This window comes from Paenibacillus sp. DP01 (genome assembly GCF_044784315.1).
GTDB lineage: Bacteria > Bacillota > Bacilli > Paenibacillales > Paenibacillaceae > Paenibacillus > Paenibacillus polymyxa.
Window position 1 is genome coordinate 854,075 of record NZ_CP173059.1, and the last position, 22,386, is coordinate 876,460.

Annotated in this window: 18 protein-coding genes; 14 read left to right on the forward strand and 4 right to left on the reverse strand. The window is 45.5% G+C overall.

Features of this window, described 5'->3' with window-relative positions:
- The first annotated feature begins 20 nt into the window (after positions 1–20).
- Positions 21–1,361: an amino acid permease gene (locus ACH59B_RS03850; RefSeq protein ID WP_107734926.1), complete on the forward strand. Its 1,341-nt coding sequence runs from the start codon at positions 21–23 to the stop codon at positions 1,359–1,361.
- Between the two features lie 20 nt (positions 1,362–1,381).
- Here the strand turns inward: ACH59B_RS03850 and ACH59B_RS03855 are convergent, their stop codons facing one another.
- Positions 1,382–2,014, reverse strand: coding sequence for a LysE family transporter (locus ACH59B_RS03855; RefSeq protein ID WP_146032355.1), 633 nt, complete (start codon positions 2,012–2,014; stop codon positions 1,382–1,384).
- A gap of 276 nt (positions 2,015–2,290) precedes the next feature.
- On the opposite strand from ACH59B_RS03855, the gene ACH59B_RS03860 reads away from it, so the two are divergent.
- From ACH59B_RS03860 to ACH59B_RS03885, 6 genes are all read left to right on the forward strand, one after another.
- Positions 2,291–3,259 (forward strand): SIS domain-containing protein, encoded by a 969-nt coding sequence (locus ACH59B_RS03860; RefSeq protein ID WP_103042178.1) that lies wholly within the window; start codon positions 2,291–2,293, stop codon positions 3,257–3,259.
- A 28-nt stretch (positions 3,260–3,287) separates the two neighbouring features.
- Positions 3,288–4,100, forward strand: a complete 813-nt coding sequence (locus ACH59B_RS03865; RefSeq protein WP_017428448.1) for a fructoselysine 6-kinase — start codon at positions 3,288–3,290, stop codon at positions 4,098–4,100.
- 92 nt (positions 4,101–4,192) lie between these two features.
- On the forward strand, positions 4,193–4,909 hold the full coding sequence (locus ACH59B_RS03870; protein WP_231124987.1) for a GntR family transcriptional regulator: 717 nt from the start codon (positions 4,193–4,195) through the stop codon (positions 4,907–4,909).
- 134 nt (positions 4,910–5,043) lie between these two features.
- Positions 5,044–6,627 (forward strand): amidohydrolase, encoded by a 1,584-nt coding sequence (locus ACH59B_RS03875; RefSeq protein ID WP_031462856.1) that lies wholly within the window; start codon positions 5,044–5,046, stop codon positions 6,625–6,627.
- A gap of 2 nt (positions 6,628–6,629) precedes the next feature.
- A complete protein-coding gene (locus ACH59B_RS03880) occupies positions 6,630–8,060 on the forward strand; it encodes a YfcC family protein (RefSeq protein ID WP_102999211.1) in 1,431 nt (476 codons plus the stop codon).
- Between the two features lie 171 nt (positions 8,061–8,231).
- Complete coding sequence (locus ACH59B_RS03885; RefSeq protein WP_090891316.1) at positions 8,232–9,902, forward strand: ribonuclease J; 1,671 nt, start codon at positions 8,232–8,234, stop codon at positions 9,900–9,902.
- 150 nt (positions 9,903–10,052) lie between these two features.
- On the opposite strand, the gene ACH59B_RS03890 is transcribed toward ACH59B_RS03885, so the two are convergent.
- Positions 10,053–11,312, reverse strand: a complete 1,260-nt coding sequence (locus tag ACH59B_RS03890; protein ID WP_031462858.1) for an NAD(P)/FAD-dependent oxidoreductase — start codon at positions 11,310–11,312, stop codon at positions 10,053–10,055.
- A gap of 294 nt (positions 11,313–11,606) precedes the next feature.
- On the opposite strand from ACH59B_RS03890, the gene ACH59B_RS03895 reads away from it, so the two are divergent.
- From ACH59B_RS03895 to nadE, 3 genes are all read left to right on the forward strand, one after another.
- Positions 11,607–13,346 carry a nitrogen regulation protein NR(II) gene (locus tag ACH59B_RS03895; protein ID WP_263559886.1) on the forward strand — a complete coding sequence of 580 codons (1,740 nt, stop codon included), beginning with the start codon at positions 11,607–11,609 and terminating at the stop codon, positions 13,344–13,346.
- 142 nt (positions 13,347–13,488) lie between these two features.
- Positions 13,489–13,923 (forward strand): BrxA/BrxB family bacilliredoxin, encoded by a 435-nt coding sequence (locus ACH59B_RS03900; RefSeq protein WP_016819348.1) that lies wholly within the window; start codon positions 13,489–13,491, stop codon positions 13,921–13,923.
- A gap of 102 nt (positions 13,924–14,025) precedes the next feature.
- On the forward strand, positions 14,026–14,835 hold the full coding sequence (nadE, locus tag ACH59B_RS03905; RefSeq protein WP_263559887.1) for an ammonia-dependent NAD(+) synthetase: 810 nt from the start codon (positions 14,026–14,028) through the stop codon (positions 14,833–14,835).
- 91 nt (positions 14,836–14,926) lie between these two features.
- On the opposite strand, the gene ACH59B_RS03910 is transcribed toward nadE, so the two are convergent.
- Positions 14,927–15,754, reverse strand: coding sequence for a S9 family peptidase (locus ACH59B_RS03910; protein ID WP_263559888.1), 828 nt, complete (start codon positions 15,752–15,754; stop codon positions 14,927–14,929).
- A gap of 182 nt (positions 15,755–15,936) precedes the next feature.
- Between ACH59B_RS03910 and acpS the strand changes: the two genes are divergently transcribed.
- Together acpS and mutY are read left to right on the forward strand one after the other, a co-directional pair.
- Positions 15,937–16,341: a holo-ACP synthase gene (acpS, locus tag ACH59B_RS03915; protein WP_016819345.1), complete on the forward strand. Its 405-nt coding sequence runs from the start codon at positions 15,937–15,939 to the stop codon at positions 16,339–16,341.
- A 4-nt stretch (positions 16,342–16,345) separates the two neighbouring features.
- The gene (mutY, locus tag ACH59B_RS03920) at positions 16,346–17,578 is read left to right on the forward strand and encodes an A/G-specific adenine glycosylase (RefSeq protein ID WP_263559889.1); all 1,233 of its coding nucleotides are present in this window, start codon (positions 16,346–16,348) and stop codon (positions 17,576–17,578) included.
- A 103-nt stretch (positions 17,579–17,681) separates the two neighbouring features.
- Here the strand turns inward: mutY and ACH59B_RS03925 are convergent, their stop codons facing one another.
- Positions 17,682–18,503, reverse strand: coding sequence for an AraC family transcriptional regulator (locus ACH59B_RS03925; RefSeq protein ID WP_016819343.1), 822 nt, complete (start codon positions 18,501–18,503; stop codon positions 17,682–17,684).
- A 174-nt stretch (positions 18,504–18,677) separates the two neighbouring features.
- Here ACH59B_RS03925 and ACH59B_RS03930 point away from each other — a divergent pair, with 174 nt between their 5' ends.
- Positions 18,678–20,870, forward strand: a complete 2,193-nt coding sequence (locus ACH59B_RS03930; protein WP_016819342.1) for an alpha-galactosidase — start codon at positions 18,678–18,680, stop codon at positions 20,868–20,870.
- Between the two features lie 24 nt (positions 20,871–20,894).
- A complete protein-coding gene (locus ACH59B_RS03935; protein ID WP_016819341.1) occupies positions 20,895–22,334 on the forward strand; it encodes a PTS transporter subunit EIIC in 1,440 nt (479 codons plus the stop codon).
- Positions 22,335–22,386 lie beyond the last annotated feature (52 nt).

Genomic DNA, 22,386 nt, shown 5'->3' on the forward strand with positions numbered 1-22,386 from the left:
TAGAATAGGGTGATTTTCTTATGGGCAATTCGTCAGCGGGCAAACAAAAAGATCAAAAACTAAAATGGTGGCAGCTGAGCTTGTTAGGAGTTGCAGGAACTATCGGTACAGGGTACTTCCTCGGGTCAAGTTTAGCGATTTCCATTGGTGGTCCAGCTGTGCTGATTGCATACTTCTTGGCAGCAGTTGGGACGTATGTGGTGTTTGACGCCCTTTCGCGCATGACGGCAGATCATCCAGAACAGGGCTCTTTCCGTTCCTATGCCCAAAAAGCATTTGGTAATTGGGCAGGCTTTGGCAGTGGCTGGGTGTATTGGTTCTCAGAATTGCTTATTAATGGGAGTCAACTAACCGCGCTGTCTATATTTTCACGTTTTTGGTTTCCTCAGGTACCGATGTGGATTTTTGCAGCATGCTTCGGGATCTTAGGGCTTGTGATTGTTTTTTTTGGCAATAAGGGCTTTGATCGTGTAGAAAATGTACTCGCCATTATTAAAATGGCGGCTCTTGTGATGTTTTTGGTCCTAGCGGTGGCGCTTTTGGCAGGCTGGATCGGAGGAAGTAAATATAATCCGAAGTTTCCCCTCAGCTACAGAGACTTTTTTCCAACCGGTGGCATAGGATTATGGTCATCTTTTATTTTTGCCTTTTATGCATACGGAGGTATCGAAGTGCTTGGAATTATGTCTAACCGACTTCAAAACCCGGAGGAAGCACCCAAAGCAGGAAAGGTCATGCTGATTACGCTGGTTGTAGTGTATGTGCTATCAATTGGGCTGGCTGTATCTATGGTACCATTAAGTGCTTTTAATCCGAAGGAGAGCCCTTTTGTGCTTGCGCTTAGTAGCGATCATCTGGCCTTTGTACCTCATTTGTTTAACGGAGTCCTGATTATTGCAGGATTCTCAACGATGACAGCATCGCTATATGCAGAGACTTCGATGATGATTACTCTTGCCCAGGAAGGAGATGCGCCCACCCTGTTCTCACGGAAGTGGAAGGGCAAATATCCTCTGTATGCACTTAGTTTGATCTCTGTTGGATTAATTTCAGCAATCGTATTATCGTTGCTGCTACCAGGAAAAGTGTATGAATATATTACAACAGCTGCGGGCTTAATGCTGTTATATAACTGGTGCTTTATTTTGCTGTCTTCAGGTAAGTTACTGGAATCAAGCACATCAAGCAATATCAAACGCTGGATTGGATTATTGCTGATCGCTTTGGCTGTAGTAGGGGCCTTTTTTCATAAGCTTAGCCGCCCTGGGGTTTACGTCAGTTTGCTGTTAGTCTTGTTAATTGCCATATGTGACTTCATTGTACAATGGGTGCGTCGAAAGCACGGCAAGGAACCTCGTTAACTTTATCAAGAAGACAAGCGTTAGCGTAAAAAAAGTAATTGAAATGCCTGTACACCAAAATAAAAGCCAAAGCCTACAAGAGACAGACCTGACATCCAAGAGATGGTTTTAAGCAATCCGGGTCTGAGAAATCGACGGAAAACACTTGAAGCGGCTGCCATCGTCACATCCCAGGCCAATACGCCTAGTACAATCGCTCCGCTGTAAATCAATAGCTGTTGTACTGGATATGTATTAGCGACGTTGGCCAGTATGGATCCGTAAATCCCAAGCCAGAAAAGGATGGAGAGAGGATTAAACAACGACATCAGAAAGCCGGCTACAAAGGAGTTGGTCAGGGTATTTCCATTTCCCCTTAATTCGGATTCTGAAATCACACCAGCATTTTTGATGCTTTCAAGACCTGTATACACAAGCACGAAAAAGCCAAACAGCCATAAAAAAGCTTTGACAAATGGGGAATTAAGAAGATGGATCATTCCCAAATAGACAAGCATCATATAGATAATGTCTGCTGTGATTGCACCTAGCCCAATAAACCAGGCGTGCCAAAATCCATTTTTAATACCTCGATCTAATTGCGCAGCATTGATAGGTCCAATGGGAGCTGAAAGAGACAGACCCAGAAAAACATAACTGATAAATGTATTAATGGTGTTTTCCTCCTTGATTATTTATTGGACGTTATGTATTAGTCTCATTTAGTTTATTCGGACAAACCCATGTGTAAGACCATATTTTTGTGCGTATATGTAGCCACAGCCTCGTTATTTGCTAACCCAATGAATCCAATCCCAAAGGAGCTCTAATCCTTATACAAAAGGGTTAGAGCTTTTTTTAATGAGAGGCTTGACACTTTTAATGAAAGCGCTTATATTTATCTCGTAAACAATACGTTATATAACGTTATATAAAAGGAGAGATAAAAAATGAATGTACAACAGACGGTTCAGACGATTTTTGAACAAGCGAATGGGAAGATTTCCGAGGTTTATTTAGTGGCCTGCGGGGGCTCACTAGTGGATATGTATCCTTCAAAATATTTTCTGGATAGTGAAGCAAGAAAACTGGTAGCAGGCATGTATACAGCAAATGAGTTTGTACATGCATTGCCAAAACGATTGGGGGCACACTCAGTGGTCATCGTTTGCTCTCACGGTGGAAATACTCCAGAATCGGTCGCGGCTGCTAAATCAGCCAAAGAGAAAGGTGCTTATACCATCGGCTTAACCCACAATAGTGAAGCTTCCCTGCTCAACTATTCGGATTATTCCTTCCTCTACGAGTGGGGGGATGAGAGCGATGTTAAAAACAACCCGATGGCCATTATTTTAGAACTTACGGTTGAACTGCTTCAAATCGCTGAGGGATATGCGCATTACCCGGCTTTCCAGAACGGATTGGGGGCAATCAATGGGATTATTAACCGGGCCAAAGTCCAAGTTGAACCACGTGCCCAAGTATTCGCAGACAGATACCGCAACGAGGAACTCTTCTATATCCTGACCAGCGGAGCGTCTTATGGACATGCTTACGGATTTGCCATCTGCTCGCTGATGGAAATGCAATGGCTCCATGCAGCTTCTATTCATTCCGGTGAATTCTTCCATGGTCCGTTTGAAGTAACGGATAAGGAAACTCCATTTATTCTGATGATCAACGAAGGACGTACACGAGCGCTGGATGAGCGGGCACAGACTTTCCTGAATCAGTATGCCGAGAAAGTGGAAGTGATTGATGCAAAGGAGCTTGGCATCGGAACGATTGCAGACGAAGTAGTAGAGTTTTTTAACCCGGTGTTATTCTACAGCATTGTATGTGTGTATCGTGAAGCACTAGCAAATGTACGCAATCACCCATTGGAAACTCGCCGTTATATGGGCAAAGTAGCTTACTAAGCGCACCTACCAACAGGAGGAAACCATCATGAAGGTTCTAGGCATTGGCGATAATGTGGTAGATAAATATGTTCATCTGCGTATGATGTACCCTGGCGGCAATGCGCTTAATTTTAGTGTGTTTGCCAAAAAAGCGGGAGTGGATGCAGCCTTTATAGGCGTGTTTGGGGACGACAACGAAGCACGGCATGTAGAACACACCCTGCGTGAGCTTGACATTGATATTTCACGGTGCAGATATCACAGCGGTGAGAACGGCTGCGCACGTGTAACCCTGGAAGATGGAGACAGAGTATTTCTCGGCAGTAATGAGGGGGGAGTGACACGTCTTCATCCATTGGAATTGAGCGAAGATGACAGGAACTATCTTGGCGGGTTCGACCTAATTCATACTGGCTTGTACAGTCATACAGGTCACTTGCTGCCTGAATTAGAGACGCTAGGAATCCCTATTTCTTTTGATTTTTCAGATGATTTTACAGATACACAAGTAGAACAAAATATTACGTATGCCGATTTTGCATTTTTCTCTTGCAGCCATATGACGGATGAAGAGACACAGAATTATATCCGCTCCAATCGAAAAAAAGAGGGACAAATTCTGGTCGCCACACGTGGCGGTGACCGATCCATCGCCTATGATGGTACGAAGTTCTATTTTCAAATGCCTGATTCCGTTGACGCTGTGGATACCATGGGGGCAGGCGACTCTTATATAACTGCTTTTTTACTAAGCTTTTTGGAAAAAGGCAACATGCAGGATGCTATGGCAGAAGGCTCAAGGCTTGCCGCCCAGAGCTGTCTGGTAGAAGGTTCCTTCGGATACGGCGTTCATTATTGACGATCTTTTTCGAATATCTTCACTTGTAAGAATATGTAACCTTTGATACTCTAAGTGAGAGTGATATAACGTTATATGACAAGTGAGGGTACATGATGTTAAATTCAGACCAAGCGGAGCCATTATATATTCAATTACAAAAAGCGGTCAAAACCGCTATTCATAATGGAACATTTACGCAGGGAAGCCGTATACCGACCGAAACAGAGTTAAGCGAGATGTATAATGTAAGTCGTATTACCGTAAGAAAAGCAATCGCCGAATTAGTTCATGAAGGATATCTGACCAAACGTCAGGGAAAGGGCACCTTTGTCAACATCCCCAAAATTGGACGGAAGATTGAACATGTCATCAGCTTTACGGCTGCTTGCAAGTCCAATGGTCTTTCTTCACATAGTGTGGTCACAAAACGTGAAATCGTAGAAGCAGATGAGGAAATTGCACATCAGTTGCAGCTATCGCCAGGAGAAAAGGTGCTATTTATCCAGCGTAAAAGATATGCGGATGATCGCCCCCTGATGCTGGAAAACAATTTTTATCCTTATGACCGTTTTGCATTTCTAATGAACGAGCAGTTGGAGGGGTCTGTATACGAGCTGCTGCGGCAAAAATACAGCATTGATCCTAACCAGCCGGGAGAGACGATATTACAAATTGCTTTGGCGGATGAAAATCAGGCCAAGCTGCTGGAGACAGCGATCGGACAGGCGTTGTTTTACATGCATACAATGATCTATGACCAGCATGGAAGCCCGGTTCATGTAGGAAAGCAGTACATCATCGGAGACCGTTATCAATTCTCCATATAATCCGTTGCCTGTTATGCAAGGTAGTTCAGGTATGTGTGGCTTCTGCTTCCATCCAGTAGGGAGAAGCAGAAGCTCCAACATAACGTTATATTACGTTATGCTGTTAGATGAATCAATCGTGAGGTGGTGAAACTGTGCGAGGGAAGAACGATACATTAGCAGACAAAGTTTTACTCTCCCATGCTATTTTTAATGGATTGGAAGATGAAGCTTCGCCCGGATTTGTTGCAGTCCGAGGAGAACGTATTGCAGCGGTGGGGCGTCCGGAAGAGGCACAAGCCTGGATAGGAGCCGAAACGGTTGTCTATGATCTGGGCGATGCCTTTATCATGCCGGGAATCCATGACAACCATGTATTTTTTACCGGATACATGTCAATGCATCGGGGCGTGGATCTGGCGCATACGGCCTCCAGTGAAGAAGCAATGGAACTCTTGCTACAAGAGGCAAACAACCTTCCGCCAGGGAAAGATGTAACCGCTTACGGTTGGAGCGAGGACAGATGGGGGAAGCTGCCTGAGCCAAGCTTATTGGATAGATTGTTTCCCGATCGGTCGGTCATCGCCATTAACCAAAATAAAAGCTACTGCTGGATGAACCGATTGGCTGAGGAGAGATATCGGTTTTCGCCGGATCAATGCAGTGCCGAAGCACGAGCTTTACTGCTCCAAGTTATGATGCAGGACCGTAGCCTTGTCCAACAAGAGTTTATGGAATTTTGCCGTATGCTGGCTGCACGAGGAGTTACTTCTATAAAAGATATTGGCTTTGACCGGCATAGCGAGCTGCTTCCCATTCTAGAAGAATTGAAAGAAACAGGTGAATTGCCACTGAGATTTCATTTCTCGCTGGAACCAGTTGTTGAACCGTTTGATATGAACATTGGTATCAAATATAAAGCACTTTACAATGGAGACCTTATTCGTTTCCAAGGTTACAAGCTGATGCTTGACGGCGTTGTAGCAGATCATACAGGGGACATGTTGGAGCCTTACGCAGATATGCCTGGGGTGACGAATTTGAGGACAGTTGATTATGAGAAGATTGAAGCCTCTGTTCTGGAAGCGGACAGCCAGGGGATCAAATGCTGCCTAACTGCAGAAGGCGATGCAGCAATTCGCCAAGCAGTATCCATGATTGAAAAATGCCGCTTGCAGCAGGGCAATCACCTTATCAGACATTCGATCAGTGATCTGGAGTATCCTCATCCAGATGATCTGACCAGAATGGGAGAGAACGAAATTTTTGCCGAGGTCTATGCCCAGATTCTGCTGCTCAATCCCTCTTACGAAGAGGCTTATATGTCTGCAGTGGCAGGCAAACAGAATGAAAGCCGCTTTTATAATTATAAGTCCATGCTGGAAGCTAACGTGCCGATCACCATAGGTACTGATTTGCCTTTATTTATCACCAGTGTCCCCGATTCGCTGTATGCAGCCTCTCACCGATTATTCCCGGATGGCTCGCGTGCTGGAGGTTGGTATCCTGACCAAGGAATGCCGCCATCCGAAGTTTTAAAGGCATGGACAATTAATGGAGCCAAACATTGTTATATGGAAGAGGTGACAGGTACGCTGGAGGCTGGAAAATATGCTGACATCGCCGTTTTTGACCGCGACCTCCTTAATGCATCCGCTGATGACATCAGGGATGCCCAAGTGATATTGACCATTATGGGAGGGAAGGTTACGTATAACCATTCTTGGAATGAGGGATAAACATGAACATCACGAATAAGAAATTGAAATTATCCTTGCCCCATAGCTATACCTTAATATTTTTGATTATTATTACAGTCGCCGCGTTGACATGGATTGTACCCAGTGGTCAATTTGAGCGTCATGAAGTGACAGTGAACGGTGTGACCAAAACGGCAATCGTTTCAGGAACCTATCACTCTGTACCCAAAACGGGGGAGAACGGTGATTTGAGACAGGGTATCCCCCAAATCCTTAGCGCCCCGATTGAGGGGATTATCAATGCCGCCGATGTTGTCTCTTTTGTTCTTATCGTAGGCGGCTCCTTCGGTATTATTCTGCAGACAGGGGCCATTGATCGTGCGCTGACAGCTCTTGCCAGGCGGCTAAAGAATAAGGGGATTTTGCTTATTCCCATTGCTATGGTGATCTTCAGTCTCGGAGGTTCTACTTTTGGGATGAGTGAAGAAATTATCCCACTTTATGCGATTTTCATTCCGTTAATGTTTGCCTTGGGTTTTGACTCTATGACAGCGATTCTTATTTTATTTCTGGGAACGCAAATTGGCTATGTTGGTTCGACGGTCAATCCATTTTCGGTGTTGATTGCCCAGGGGATCGCAGGAGTGGAGGGGAATCCTCAGCTCTGGCTGAGATTTATCGAATGGCTTGTATTTACGGCGATTTCTATTGCTTTTACGATGTGGTATGCGCACCGGGTTAAGCGAAATCCAGAGAAATCCATCGTGTTTCAGAGTGATATTATAAACCGCGAGCAGTTTATAAAGGAAAGCACAGATGAGGACGTCGTCTTCACATTTGGGGACAAATTAATTATAGGTGGATTTATTTTAACGCTTGGAGCAATTGTTTGGGGGATTTTGGTCAAAGGCTGGTATATGACGGAGATCGGCGCCCTTTTCTTTGCCCTTGGTATTTTTGTTGGGGTTGTCACCAAAATGAGTCAGAAGGAAATAGCTGAGAATTTTGTAAAAGGATGCGGTGAATTTATCTACGCCGCGGTGATCATAGGCCTCGCCCGCGGAATTCTGATTATCGCAGAACAGGGGATGATTATAGATACCGTATTGAATGCACTTGCAAGCGTCCTGGAAGGATTGCCAAGTTATTTATTCACGACTATTATGCTGCTTGCGCATAATATCATTACTTTCCTCGTTCCCTCTTCTTCAGGGGAAGCTGCACTAACCATGCCTGTACTTGCACCGCTTGGCGATCTTGTAGGCATCAATCGTGAAGCTGTAGTCACAGCGTACCAATTTGGTAACGGGTTAACCAATCTCATTTCACCCACAGGCGGAGTGTTGCTGGCAGGATTGGCCATTGCCCGGATCAGCTTTGGACAGTGGCTGAAGGTAATCTTCAAACTATTCCCGATCCTATGGCTGATTGCTGCTATTTTTGCTGCTATATCGGCTGCGGTGGGTATCTAATCAATCAAGTGAGGGCCCCTGTCTGTTAGAGACAAGGGTTTCTTTTTGTGTTGGTGAAACAAGTCCTCTCTTATGTAGGAAGGCTACTCATTTCTTTCCCCATAGGGTGTATAAGTTTACGTGGAAAATAAATAATATGGATAGCATTTTCCTAAGGAGGAAATAAACTTGATGCTTGCTGATAACAGATTACTCATTGCTGCTTTAGGCGGTGTTAATGAGATTGGTAAAAATATGTACCTTATCCAATATGAACAGGATATTGTCGTCATTGATTGTGGTTCCAAGTTTCCTAATGAAAATTTGCCTGGTATTGACCTCATTGTACCAGATGTCACCTATCTACAGGAGAATCAGGATAAAGTCAGAGCGCTCATTGTAACGCATGGCCATGAGGATCACATTGGGGGAATTCCTTATTTACTGAAGCAGATTAATATCCCCGTATATGGCACAAAACTCACTATCGAATTGATTAAAATTAAGCTAAAGGAACATAACCTTTTACGTGATGCTGAGCTTCATCTTATAGATGCGGATTCAACGATTCAGGCGGGTTCGATTCAGGCATCCTTTTTCACCACTGTACACAGCATCCCTGATTGCTTGGGCGTCTTTTTCAAGACACCAGAAGGAAATGTGGTTCATACCGGGGATTTTAAATTCGACATGTCTCCTGTCAGCGGACCTTTCCCTGACCTTCATCGCATGGCTGAGATTGGAAAACAAGGAGTTAAAGTGCTTCTTTCCGAAAGTACAAATGCCGAAAGACCAGGCTTTACTCCTTCGGAGCGTTTGGTTGGCGGGCATATTTTGGACGCTTTCGCCAGAGCCAAACAGCAAGTTTTCATTTCTACATTTGCTTCCAATGTTAACCGTGTCCAACAGGTCATTGATGCGGCTGTGGAGACAGGCAGAAAACTTGTTTTACTGGGACGCAGTATGATCAATGTGGTGTCCGTGGCTAAGGAGTTGGGATTCTTGCACATGCCGGAGGACTTGTTGATTGAGGCTGGAGAAACGGAGCGGTATCCTGCAGAAGAAATTGCAGTATTATGTACAGGAAGTCAGGGGGAACCGATGGCTGCACTGTCCCGACTTGCCAATTCTCTGCATCCCAAAATCGAAATTTTGCCTGGTGATACTGTGATCATCGCTGCAGGAGCTATACCCGGGAATGAACGAAATCTTTCCCAAGTCATCGATAACCTGTACGTACTGGGCGCCAACGTGATTTATGGATCGGGCAGCGCCACGGGGATGCACGTATCCGGTCATGGCAGCCAAGAAGAGTTAAAATTAATGATGACCCTAATGAAACCCCAGTATTTGATTCCTATACATGGTGAATTCAGAATGCTGCATCAGCATCGTCAGCTAGCAGAGTCAGTAGGGATTCCGATGGAGAACGTATTTATCGTCCAAAACGGTGAGACGATTCAAATCGCAGAGGGAAGGGCATCCTTGGGTCCCAAAGTACCATCCGGCAATAGCCTGGTAGACGGGCTGGTAACTGGTGATGTAGGTAATATTGTACTGCGGGACCGTAAAAAACTTTCCTCAGACGGTATGCTGATTATTGTGATGACTCTGAGCAAAAACGAGAAGCAAATGCTCGCTGCGCCAGAGGTTATATCCAGAGGCTTTGTATATGTTAAGGATTCCGAAGAGTTGATGAATCAGATTCGCGACACGATTATGACCACAGTGAACGAGTTAACAGAAATCGAAATGAGTCAGTGGGGCCTGATTAAGCAGATGTTAAAAGATAATGTGGGTCAGTTTATTTACAGCCAGACCAAGAGAAGACCTATGATTTTACCTATCATTATTGAGGTATAGGCATAGCGGTAAACGTCAAAACAAGATAGAGTTTGTTCAATACGCGACGACTCAAAAAAAGACTTAAATCAGCAATGCAACTGATTTAAGTCTTTTTAATTTCCTTGTCCTAAAAAACGCGGTTGTAATGGCGGGTTGTAGCGCAGCGTCTTAAGTGTTTACGGCCGCTTGCGTCCCTGCTGTATGCCCTGTCGTAAACGCAGCCGTAATATTATAGCCTCCAGTGTAGCCGTGAATATCCAGAATCTCACCGCAGAAAAACAATCCAGGCATCAGCTTGGATTCCATTGTTTTCGGATTAATTTCCTTCAAGTTCACACCGCCCCCGGTAACAAATGCTTCCTTTAGAGAGAGCGTACCATTCACACGAATGGGAAACGCCTTGATTCGCTGGGCGAGTTCTTGCCATTGCTGCTTGGGAATATGATCATAGGTCAAATCTTCACGCAGTTCAGCTTGCTGAAGCAATAACGGAATCATGCGTTCCGGTAAATAAGACTTAAGTACGTTTTTGATCGCCTTTTTTGCATCGACCGATGCCAGTTCCAGCGTCTCACGGTAGACTTCATCAGCATGTTTATGAGGCTGTAAATCGAGAGTTAATAACACCGTGTTTACCTTATCTTTTTTCATTCCCTTGACGACAAACTGACTGCAACGCAAAGCAGTTGGACCAGACAAACCAAAATGTGTGAAAATCATATCTCCTTCATGAACGACAACCTTCTTTTGTTTCGCATTCCATACGGTCAGGCTGATGTTTCGTAAGGAGAGTCCCTGAAGCTCTTTTGTCTGGATGAATGTCTCGCCTGACGTTAGAGGGACCTCTGTTGGATATAGTTCCGTAATGGTATGCCCTGCTTGCTCTGCCCATGCATAGCCGTCACCTTCCGAGCCTGTATGAGGGACGGACTTGCCACCGACAGCGACTATGACGTTACGGCTACGCAGCATTTCACCGGAACGCAGCCGCACGCCAGCCGTATGACCTTCTTTGTAAATCACTTCTTGAACAGGACAGCTTGTCCGAATTTCGACTCCTTGAGAGCGTACCTTATTAATCAAAGCGTCTACGACCGTTTTGGCTTTGTCCGTCACTGGGAACATGCGCCCGTTGTCTTCTTCCTTTAAGGCTATACCTAGTTGTTCAAAGAAGGCGATGATATCCCGATTGCCGAAAGCAGCCAGGGCACTGTGCAGAAAACGGCCATTGCCGGGAATGTGGCGAATGAGTTCATCCAGCTCTTTTGCATTCGTGACATTGCAGCGACCTCCGCCGGAGATCCCCAGCTTTCGTCCGAGTTTATTTCCCTTTTCCACTAAAAGCACCTTGGCGCCCTCGCCACTAGCAGCCGCCGCGGCCATTAAGCCGGCTGAGCCGCCTCCGATCACAATTACGTCGTAAGTCATAAACCTCTTCCTTTTCGTCGACAAATTTTCAAAAAATTCAGAATCGCGTAACAAATTTTCCATCATATCGTAATCCCGTCTCTTTAGATAGACTCTGAGCACAGTAGCTGTGTATATCTTCTATTTTATAGGAGTAAGTAAAAAAACGTAAAAACGATCCTCTTATATATATCCGGTATTTAGCAGAATTTGTCGTTCTACACCGGGATTTTAACACATATATTGTAATATATTGTAGCCTGTGCTTTAATTCAACTAACGGCGTCAAGGAAAGATGATGAGGGGGAGAAGTCCTTGTTAATTGCGTTAAAGGAAAGTGTGCTCCAAGTTCTCCTTGCCGTTATATCGGCGGGTTTTTTCTCTATATTAACGGATTATGGAGACAAGAAAAAGGTTTGGGCAGGCCATCTGCTTCCCGGACCTCATCAAGGCATACTTTATTTGTGTTGCTTGCCAGCCATATTGCTATGTTCGCTCTTTCAATACCAGCCTCCATATGGCCTACCTTCCAATCTCGGTATTATTCCCCTTACTGTGGGCGTCATGTACGGTACACGTCGCACTTCCTTTGTACTCGCTGCTTCTGCATTGACGGGTGTCCTAATTATAGCGCAGTCGATAGAAATGTCCCCAATGTATGTGGGCACTGCTTTTATCCTTTTTCCTTTTATGCTACTGCATGTCAAGTTTTTTCAAAGAGGAACATTGTTGGACAAAAAGCTCGTAATTTTCACATATGTTGTGGCTGATATGCTGCTTAAGGCTTTATTACCGCTATTGTGGGGCAAACAGAACATTTCAGTATACATTCCTGATCTGCTTACAACGTTTTGGAATGTTGCTGTAGGTGTGTTGGCAAGTTTTGCGGTCGTAAGTCTGATGCATAATTCCTTTGAGAAACTGACGCTGCGGCGAGATGTAACTGAGTTTACGAGCAAATATTTAATCGAAGTGGATAAGCTGCGTCAAGTCATGGATTTGATGCCGTTATCTCTTGTTACTTTGGACAGCGAAGAACGAGTTATACATATGAACAAAACGATGCTGGAGCTCTACCGGGACTTCGATCCCTATATTACGCTGCCTGAGGTCGTAGGGCGTCCTTTAAACACGTTGTACGGTTTTAGCGCTTCGCCTGTAGTTAACGAACGAGTTGCGAAAGCATTGGAAGGAGAAGCAGGCGCTGATTTTATAAATGTATCTCCCAAAGTATTCTTTTCAAGTTTCCTCCCTTTTCGGGATAAACATATGAATCAAACCACAGGCGTAATTATCGCCTTGCAGGACATTACAGAGCTGGAGACGCTCCGCAGTGAGCTGGGCAATTTTGAGAGGCTCAGTCTGGTCGGGCAGATGGCCGCGGGCATTACTCATGAAATACGTAATCCGATGGCGGTTGTGCGCGGGTTTTTACAGCTTATGCGCGAGAAAAGCCCTGATTCTCTAGGCCATTACTACCGCATCGTAATGGAGGAGCTGGATCGGGCGAATGGGATTATTAATGATTTTCTTTCTCTGGCCCAGAATCGGATTGTCGAGAAGGAGCAGTGTCATCTGCATGACATCATTCGTGAACTAACACCTCTATTGTGGGCAGATGCCAACCTGAGGGGACAGACGATTGAGTTAAAGCTGGAGGATCATGTAACGATGCTGCATCTGAACCCTAAGGAGATCAAGCAATTGCTGCTTAATTTATCGCGTAATGCGATGGAAGCTATGGGGGAAAAGGGCATGCTGACCATTTCTACTCATGAGGAAGGGGATTTTGTCGAACTGGAAGTGAGGGATACAGGTCCGGGAATTCCGCCAAAACAGCTTGAAAAGCTGTTCCAGCCTTTTTATACAACCAAAACGAAAGGTACAGGTTTGGGTCTGGCCTTATGTCAAAGTATAGTGGAGCGTCATCACGGTACGATTGCCGTAGATTCGGTGGAGGGAATGGGCACACAGTTTAAAGTCCGTCTGCGCAGAACCATTCCGACTTATCGGGAGCATTCTGAGCCTCCTGTCATAAATTCGATACAGAAATAATTGTGCAAAGATGTAACCGGATTTTTTGCAAATTACGTGAAAAAGATTGTATAATGGGCTTTAGATGTCCATGCCTTTACTACGGCACAGGATGAAATTAGAAACGTAGTATACATGATTTAATGAAAAGGAGTGAAAGAATATGTCTATGTCTTTCGATCAATATATGAGAGATTCAGTTCAGCCTATGCGCGATGAACTGACGAATCTTGGGATTCAGGAATTGCGTACTTCTGAAGATGTGGAGGCCAAGCTGCCTGATGCTAAAGGTACAGTGCTGGTGGTTGTGAACTCGGTATGCGGTTGTGCCGCAGGCCAATGCCGCCCGGGTATAGCTGAAGCGCTGAAGCATGATATTACGCCGGATCATCTGTATACGGTTTTTGCGGGACAGGATAAGGAAGCAACGGCGAAGGCTCGCGAATTTTTCGCACCGTATCCGCCATCTTCCCCTTCGATCGCGCTGCTGAAAGACGGCGAACTGGTTCACTTCATCGAGCGTCATCAGATCGAAGATCGTTCGGCAGATCAGATTGCTGCTGATTTGACCGGTGCATTTGACCGTTTTTGCCGGTAAGACTGCTCAAGCTATGCCCCCGCATTTTTCGCCTGCGAAACTTGCCGGGGCTTTTGCGTGTTGGCTTGTGAAGGAAATTCCTAAAAAAGAGGTGCTTATCTGATGAGTTTGCAGGAACAGATTATTGCTGAATTGGGAGTACAGCCTACGATCAACGTAGAGGCGGAGGTCCGCAAGCGTGTGGATTTCCTCAAGTCGTACGTAACAAAAACAGGAAGCAAAGGGCTGTTGATCGCCATTAGTGGCGGGATTGACAGTGCCGTAGCTGCCGCCTTGTGCCAGCAGGCTACAGATGAGTTGACGCAGGAGCAAGGGCAAGAATACAAAACGCTAGGTGTATTCCAGCCATATGGTCAACAGGAAGATATCGATCATAGCTACGCAGTGGCTAAAGCGTTCAATTTGAAATATGCTGGGGAAACGAACATTAAGGAAGCCGTGGATGAGGTTGCCGTGGAAGTGGAGCATGCATTAAAGGATATGGGTCTGGAACGTTCCATCACTCCGCAAGTGAGAGGGAATGTAAAGGCAAGAACACGTATGGTGGTTCAGTACGCACTCGCGAATGAACTGAACCTGCTCGTCGTGGGTACAGATCATGCTTCAGAAGCCATTACAGGCTTTTATACCAAATGGGGTGATGGTGCAGTCGATATTACACCGCTCAGTACGCTCAACAAACGTCAGGTACGTTTGTTAGCCAGCTATCTTGGAGTTCCGCAGGCTATTTTGGACAAAGCGCCTACAGCAGGATTGTGGGAAGGCCAGACGGATGAAAAGGAACTGGGAATCTCCTACGAAGCAAACAGCGACTATCTGGAAGGCAAGGAAATTGATCCGGCGGCCCGCGAAAAGCTGGAAAGCTATTTTACACGTACAGCACATAAGCGGACAAGCATTCCAGGAGTGTAAGTATGAATCATTTTGGATTTGTAAAATGCTAAACTAAATAAATGCGGCGATCCGCCCGGCGGATCGCCGTTTGTATTGTAGGGGCTATTGCCTAATTGGTGATCCAGTCAATGAAGCGGCGGGTTTCGGTAATCGCCTGATCCAGTTGAAGACTGCTTCCCTGGAATGGGTGAACCGTGTTAAAAGTATGATTGCCGCCTTGAATTTGTACCCACTCGATATCGGGACGAACGGAGGTGAGCTGGGCAGAGCCTTCCCGTAGACGTTTGGAGTCTTCGGTTCCCTGAATAAGCACAACTGGGAGCTGGCTGTTGGCAAGTCTGTCTACAATGGCAAAACGCTCGCGATTGTGCTCCAGGTCGTCCAGTATGACAGCATCCAGCGGAAGCTGTTGCCCGGTTCTGGCGTTTTGCACATAGCTGCGTCCCTTGGAACGCATTTCTTCTTTTTGCGGTAAAGTAAACAGATCAAGATCTGTTACGCCATTCCATGAAATGACGCCAGCAATCTCGCCGGGATGATCTAGAGCATATACAAAGCAGCTTCCCGCACCTCGGCTATGTCCTAACAGAAGCAACGGCAATTCTCTGAATTCATGGCGTGCTCTCAGATTGGACAGCAATAGTACCAAATCTTCTTGTTCGCGGCTATAGGTATTGCGTGCGAACTTTTCCAGCTCGGTAAAATTCTCCAGATCCTCACCTATGCCATTATGTGAAAAGTTGAAGGTTACCACATGGTTATCCATACTCAATGCTTCTGCTATAAAGGGGAACATACCCCAATCCTTAAATCCTTTGTAGCCATGAGCGATGATGAGCAGGCTTTTGGCCGTATTTTTAGCGGGAAACCAGGAGGCACGGATCACCGCATCTGTTCCTGCATCGGTACCTGCTTCAACCACAATCGTTTCTGACATCCTATCCTTCCTTTCTACGGGAGTTTTTAAACCGGCATATCCGCGAATTTCAAGCATTCACTGATTGCCTCTCTCATTTTAACATATTTTGGTGACGCTTTTACGCCTTTGCGACTCGCCAGGGTGTGGACGCACTGTTACAATAGATCCAGTAAAGTAAAAAAAGGGCGGGGAATACCCAAATGATCTACGGAATTGGACATGATGTGCTGGAAATAAGCCGTATGGCTCATATTCTGGCAGGTAAGTATGCAGATGCATTTTTGAATCGGGTGTTAACCCCGGCAGAACGCGAGCTTGCAGTGGAACGCAAGGGGAGGCTAGCGGAGTTCGTAGCAGGGCGCTTTGCCGCCAAGGAAGCGGTAACGAAAGCCTTCGGCTGTGGAATTGGACAAATCATCGGGTTCAGTGATATGGATATTCTACCTGAACCTGGGGGGAAGCCCGTAGTTTATTTGTCTTCGTCTGCGTGGGATCGACTGAGATTGCCGAATACGGGTGACTCGAATTACAGCATTCACTTGAGTATTACACATCAGCCTAACATTGCCTCTGCTTTTGTGATTGTCGAATATAAGGAGACGTGATGGGATGACTACAAATACATTGGAACAAAAGCGTTATTTTAGCTTTGAACTGTTGAATTGGTATACACGTAACAAACGCGACTTGCCGTGGCGCCGCCATCGCAATCCTTTTTATATCTGGATTTCGGAAATTATGCTTCAACAGACACGTGTCGATACGGTCATTCCGTATTTTAATCGCTTTATTGCACGTTTTCCGACGATTGAAGCGCTGGCGGAAGCGCCCGAGGAGGATGTGCTCAAGCTATGGGAAGGGCTGGGGTATTATTCACGGGCCCGGAATTTGCAAACGGCAGCGAAACAGGTAGTTGAGCTTCACGGTGGGCAGGTGCCGGATGATACGCAGGCTGTTGCGGCACTGAAAGGTGTAGGTCCATATACGACGGGGGCCATTATGAGCATTGCCTTTAATCGACCAGAGCCTGCTGTAGACGGGAATGTGATGCGTGTGCTGTCACGTTATTTCCTCATTGAAGAGGATATTATGAAGGGTAGCACGCGGTCGCATATGGAAAGTCTGGTCAGGGAGCTGATTCCCGAAGGGAGAGCCTCTGATTTTAATCAGGCGCTGATGGAGCTGGGAGCGCTAGTCTGCACGCCAAAGTCGCCCCATTGCCTGACCTGTCCGGTCATGGAGCATTGCTCGGGCAGGCTGGCAGGCCGCGAGGAGACGCTGCCAGTCAAAACAAAAGCGAAGCCGCCGCGCCTGGAGCCGCGTTCCGTCGCCTTCATCGAGGGCAGCGGCGCGAACACAGGTCGCCTGCTTGTACGGCAACGCCCGGCCAAGGGCCTGTTGGCCCGCATGTGGGAACTGCCGCATGAGCTTGCCGGGCCGGAGGGTTACAACGGCCCGGTGCCGGATGAGCCAGCCATGGATCACCTGGCGGCTCATTTGTTGGCAGAGGGCGTGCATGCGCGCCCGGTGCGGTTTGTACGTGAGGCGGAGCACACGTTCAGCCACATTCACTGGAACCTGCGTGTGTTCCAGTGTGAAGAGGTCGCCTCCCCTGCCGGGAAGGCGGGCGAACAGCCGCTGGCTGCCGAGCAGCGGGCCAGCTACAGCACCGCGGCGAAGCCAGGTGCGTTGATTGCGCTCGCTGAGCAGGCGGATCAGGCGAGTAGCACCTTGCCAGCGGGGTACCGCTGGATCAGCGAGGCGGATATGTCCACCTTGGCGTTTCCCAAGGTGTTCCTTGATCTGATCACCGAGTATTATACGAAGCAAAATGGGAACTGATGTTGATAAAATAGCGGCAGTATGGACTTAAGGTTACTCCATGCTGCCGCTATTTTTTTGTTTCTGGAATGAAAATGCCTAACTTAGTTACGAACAAAGCGTGTTATTTTTGGTGATTTTTTCGGTATTCGGATGGAGTTAATTTGTTGACCGTTTTGAACATCTTGGAGAATAGGAGTACATCTTTATACCCTACAGACCGAGCAATATCTCCGATTTTCAGGGAAGTATTTTTTAATAGGGAGCATGATTTTTCAATCCTCAAATGCAATAAAAATTCCTGTGGTGACTTATTGAGTTGCTGTTTAAATAAACGGTGCAAATATGAACGGTCAATTGAAATGTATTTGGCAATGTCACTTACGGTAATGAAATGTGAATAGTTTTGCTGAATAAAGAGAAGCGCTTCTTTAATATACCGCTGCTGTCTTACCTCATTGTTGACTTCCTGATTAGGATAAAGTTCAAACATCAGATATAGAAATTCATACAACTTGGATGCAAGCAGCAGGTCTTTGTTGGATTTCAGCGTAGAAGAAACGACGATGCTCTCCATACAGCGGGCAAGGCTGCCCTCGGCTTCGAACTGGAAAATGGGATTATCCCTATTGATACAGGTTCGGCTTAGATATTCTTTGGCTTGCACCCCATTAAAACCGATCCAGGCATATTCCCACGGGTCGACTTCATCCGCTTCGTAGTAAATTAAAACCTTCGGCTCAATAAAGAAAGCATCGTTTTTCTCCAAATGATAGATTTTATCATTGACTTTAAAGATCCCTTTTCCTTTTAAAATAAAATGCACCATATACCCGCTTCGAATGGCTGGACCATAAGAGTGTTTACTGGTACAGCTCTCTTTGCCACATGTGTATAAATTAAGATCCAGGTTGTTATAGGAATGATTGGAAAAATGCGAACTCATTTGGTTTCACCTCTTAATTCATCTCTGCATATTATCACACCGTTTCATATAGAGTCTACATTATTCCATATAATTATTAAAACTATTCAATTATTATTAGGGTGTAAGAAACAAGGAAACAACATAATTTATATTTTTTGAAAATATTACTATTGGCGCTACAAGGGGGTTACTATGGCTATATACATTGATAAAGAGAAGCTTTTATTCCATTTACAAGGCAGCAATACGAGTTATGTCATGCAGGTTATACGTGATGGTTATTTAGCTCATCTGTATTGGGGGAAGAGAATTCAGACCTATCGGGGGAGCAACAAAATCATCTTCATGGATAGAGGATTTTCACCTAATCCCGATGGGGCGGATCGAGCCTTTTCACTGGATACCATCCCACAGGAATACCCGTCATTTGGAAATAGTGACTTCAGGATTCCTGCGTATCAGCTTCAATTGGAGAATGGTTCTACAGTGACAGATTTTCGGTATAAAGAACATCGGGTTTACCAAGGCAAACCAAAATTGAAAGGGCTTCCTTCTACGTATGCGGAGGATGATGGCGAAGTAGAAACACTGGAAATCATCCTTGAAGACCCATTAATTGATGTAAGGGTTGTACTATCCTATAGCCTATATCAAAAAGGGGATGTCATTACCCGTTCAGTCCGTTTCGATAATGAAGGTCAGCAGCAGCTAAAGTTGCTTAGAGCATTAAGTGCTAGTGTGGATTTTCGTGATGATGAGTACGAACTCATTACCTTGTACGGTGCGCATAATAATGAAAAAAATATAGCAAGACGAAAAATTTTACCCGGGATTCAAATGGTAGACAGCTGCCGCGGAGCCAGCAGCCCTCAACAAGCACCCTTTATGGCACTTGTAAGGGAAGGAACAGATGAAGAACAGGGCGAAGTGTACGCCTTTAATCTGGTGTACAGCGGGAACTTTACGGCCCAGACTCAGGTTGATTCCTATCGGAACACTAGAGTTACGATGGGGATTAATCCTTTTGATTTTACATGGTTGCTTGAACCAGAGGAATCCTTCCAAACGCCAGAAGTCGTCATGGTATACACCGAAAATGGCTTGGGTGGTATGTCGAGAATTTATCATGATTTATACAGGAACAGATTATGTCGTGGACCATTTCGTGACAAGGAGCGGCCGATCCTGATTAATAACTGGGAAGCCACCTATTTTGACTTTGATGCCGACAAGATTGAGCAGTTGGCCAAGGAAGCTCAAAGTGTAGGAGTGGAGCTGTTTGTATTGGATGATGGATGGTTTGGAAAGCGTGATGATGACAATACTTCATTAGGCGATTGGGTGGTGGATCGTCGCAAACTTCCAGATGGCTTGCCGGATCTTGCCAACCGCATTCGAAATTTGGGTATGGAGTTTGGCTTGTGGTTTGAACCTGAAATGGTATCCATAGACAGCGATTTATACAGAAAGCATCCCGATTGGTGTATCCATGTCCCTGATCGTCCGTATACGTTGGGCAGAAATCAGCTTATGTTGGATTTATCGAGGAAGGAAGTGTGTGAGTACATCGTTAAGTCGGTTTCCGACATTTTATCGGATGTTCCAATTACTTATGTGAAATGGGACATGAATCGTCACATGACAGATGTGGGTTCGGCCGCTTTACCACCTGAAAGACAAAGGGAGACGGCGCATCGTTATATTCTGGGGCTCTACAGTGTTATGGAAGAGCTTACATCGAAGTTTCCTCATGTCTTATTCGAGAGCTGCTCTAGTGGAGGAGGCCGTTTTGATGCCGGTATGCTCTATTACATGCCTCAGACCTGGACAAGTGATAATACGGATGCCATTTGCCGACTGAAAATTCAATGGGGAACAAGTCTTGTCTACCCTCCGATTACGATGGGCGCACACGTCTCCACGGTACCTAACCATCAAGTGGGCAGAATAACTCCATTGGAGACCAGAGGTTATGTCGCCATGGCCGGGAATTTAGGATATGAGCTGGATCTGACGGCATTAACCGTTGAAGAAAAAGAAGTGGTAAAACAACAGATAGCTCTGTATAAAGAAATGAGATCGCTCATTCAGTTTGGAAAGTTTTACAGAATTATTAATCCATTTGATGAAAATGAAGCCGCATGGAGCTTTGTGTCAGAGGATCAAACGGAAATGGCGGCCAGCTATTTCAAGGTTTTATCCCAACCGGCTGCTGCGATTAAAACGTTAAAATTCAAAGGTCTGAATCCAGACTACGTTTACAGAAATATAGAAACGGGTGAGCTGTTCGGTGGTGATGAATTAATGCATGTTGGCATAACGCTTGCCAGGGTGAAGCAGGACTTTTTAGGCATGTTCTGGAGATTTGTTAAAGAGGACATCTGATTCAGCTAGAGGAGGTTTTACTAGATGGAAGCAAAAGAAAAGCATTATAAGCAAATATCTCAAGAAATTTTAAAATATATCGGTGGTGAAGAGAACATTATCGGTGTGGCCCATTGTGCCACAAGACTAAGAATTGTCCTTGAGGACAATGAAAAAGCGGAATTAAAGAAGATTGAAGATATTGATCTGGTTAAAGGTGTTTTCATAGCAGGGGATCAACTGCAGATCATTTTTGGAGCAGGGTTGGTCAATAATATCTATGCTGTGTTCTCCAAACTGACTGGAACGGAAGATATGTCATTAAGTGATGTCAAATCGAAGTCCGCACAAAAGCAAAATCCTTTTCAGAAAGCGATTAAATCCCTGTCAGATGTCTTCATTGAGATCATGCCTGGAATTCTTGCCGCCGCATTGTTAATGGGGATAACCGGTCTTCTAGGTCAAAAGGGGCTATTCGGCCCTAAATCGATTGTGGAGATGTATCCAATTTTCCAAGGGATCAATCGCTTTGTTCAGATCGTTTCCACAGGGATTTTCACCATCCTCCCGCTGCTTGTTGTGTATTCTGCAACCAAGAGATACGGTGGTCGTCCAATTCTCGGGCTTGTGCTAGGTGCGATTATGCTTCATCCGGCCTTGGCGGATGCTTTTGAGGTAGCTAAAGGAAGCCAAAATCCGGAATCAATCAGTCTTTTCGGGCTTCCCGTACAGTTGGTTGGCTTTCAGGGCGGTATTATTATTGCTCTAATGATGGGATATGTGGTAGCCAAGTTGGATCAGTTTTTTAACAAAAAGGTTCCAGACATGATTAAACTATTTTTGGCCCCTTTGCTGACGGTCTTTGTTTCTTCCCTGCTTCTGTTTACCATTATCGGCCCTCTTGGGAGAGAGTTGGCCAGTCTGGTGACTGTTTCGTTGCTCTGGATGACGCAAAACCTAGGGATATTCGGCTTTATGTTTTTTGCAGGTATTCAGCAGATCATCGTTATTACGGGTTTGCACCATGTTATGGGCGCGGTAGAAGCACAGTTGTTAACCGATACAGGCAGAAATTTTATTAATCCGTTGGCATCGGTAGCTTTGATGGCTCAAGGGGGCGCCGTTTTGGGGTATGTTCTTTTGAATCGCAAAGACACCAAGGTTAAAGAACTGGGTTACTCTGCATTCGGGTCTGTACTTTTTGGAATCTCGGAACCAGCCATCTTCGGGGTCACTTTAAAGTATAAATTCCCTTTAATTGCTGGTTGCCTTGGAGGAATGGTTGCAGGGGCATATGTATATTTAAGCAAGCTGACAGCCATAGGATTCGGAACCACGGCTCTTCCTGGCTTTGCAATTGCAGCATCAGATAACCACGGTCATATCAATTATCTTGTTGCTCATCTGATTGCCCTGTTATGCGGAGCATTATTTACATTGGCTTACGGTATGATCAAGAGCAAGAGGTCAAAAGTAATATCTTAAGGAATGAATCGAAGTTTATGAATAAAAAGGAGTAGAAAGAGCTTGCAGGCTC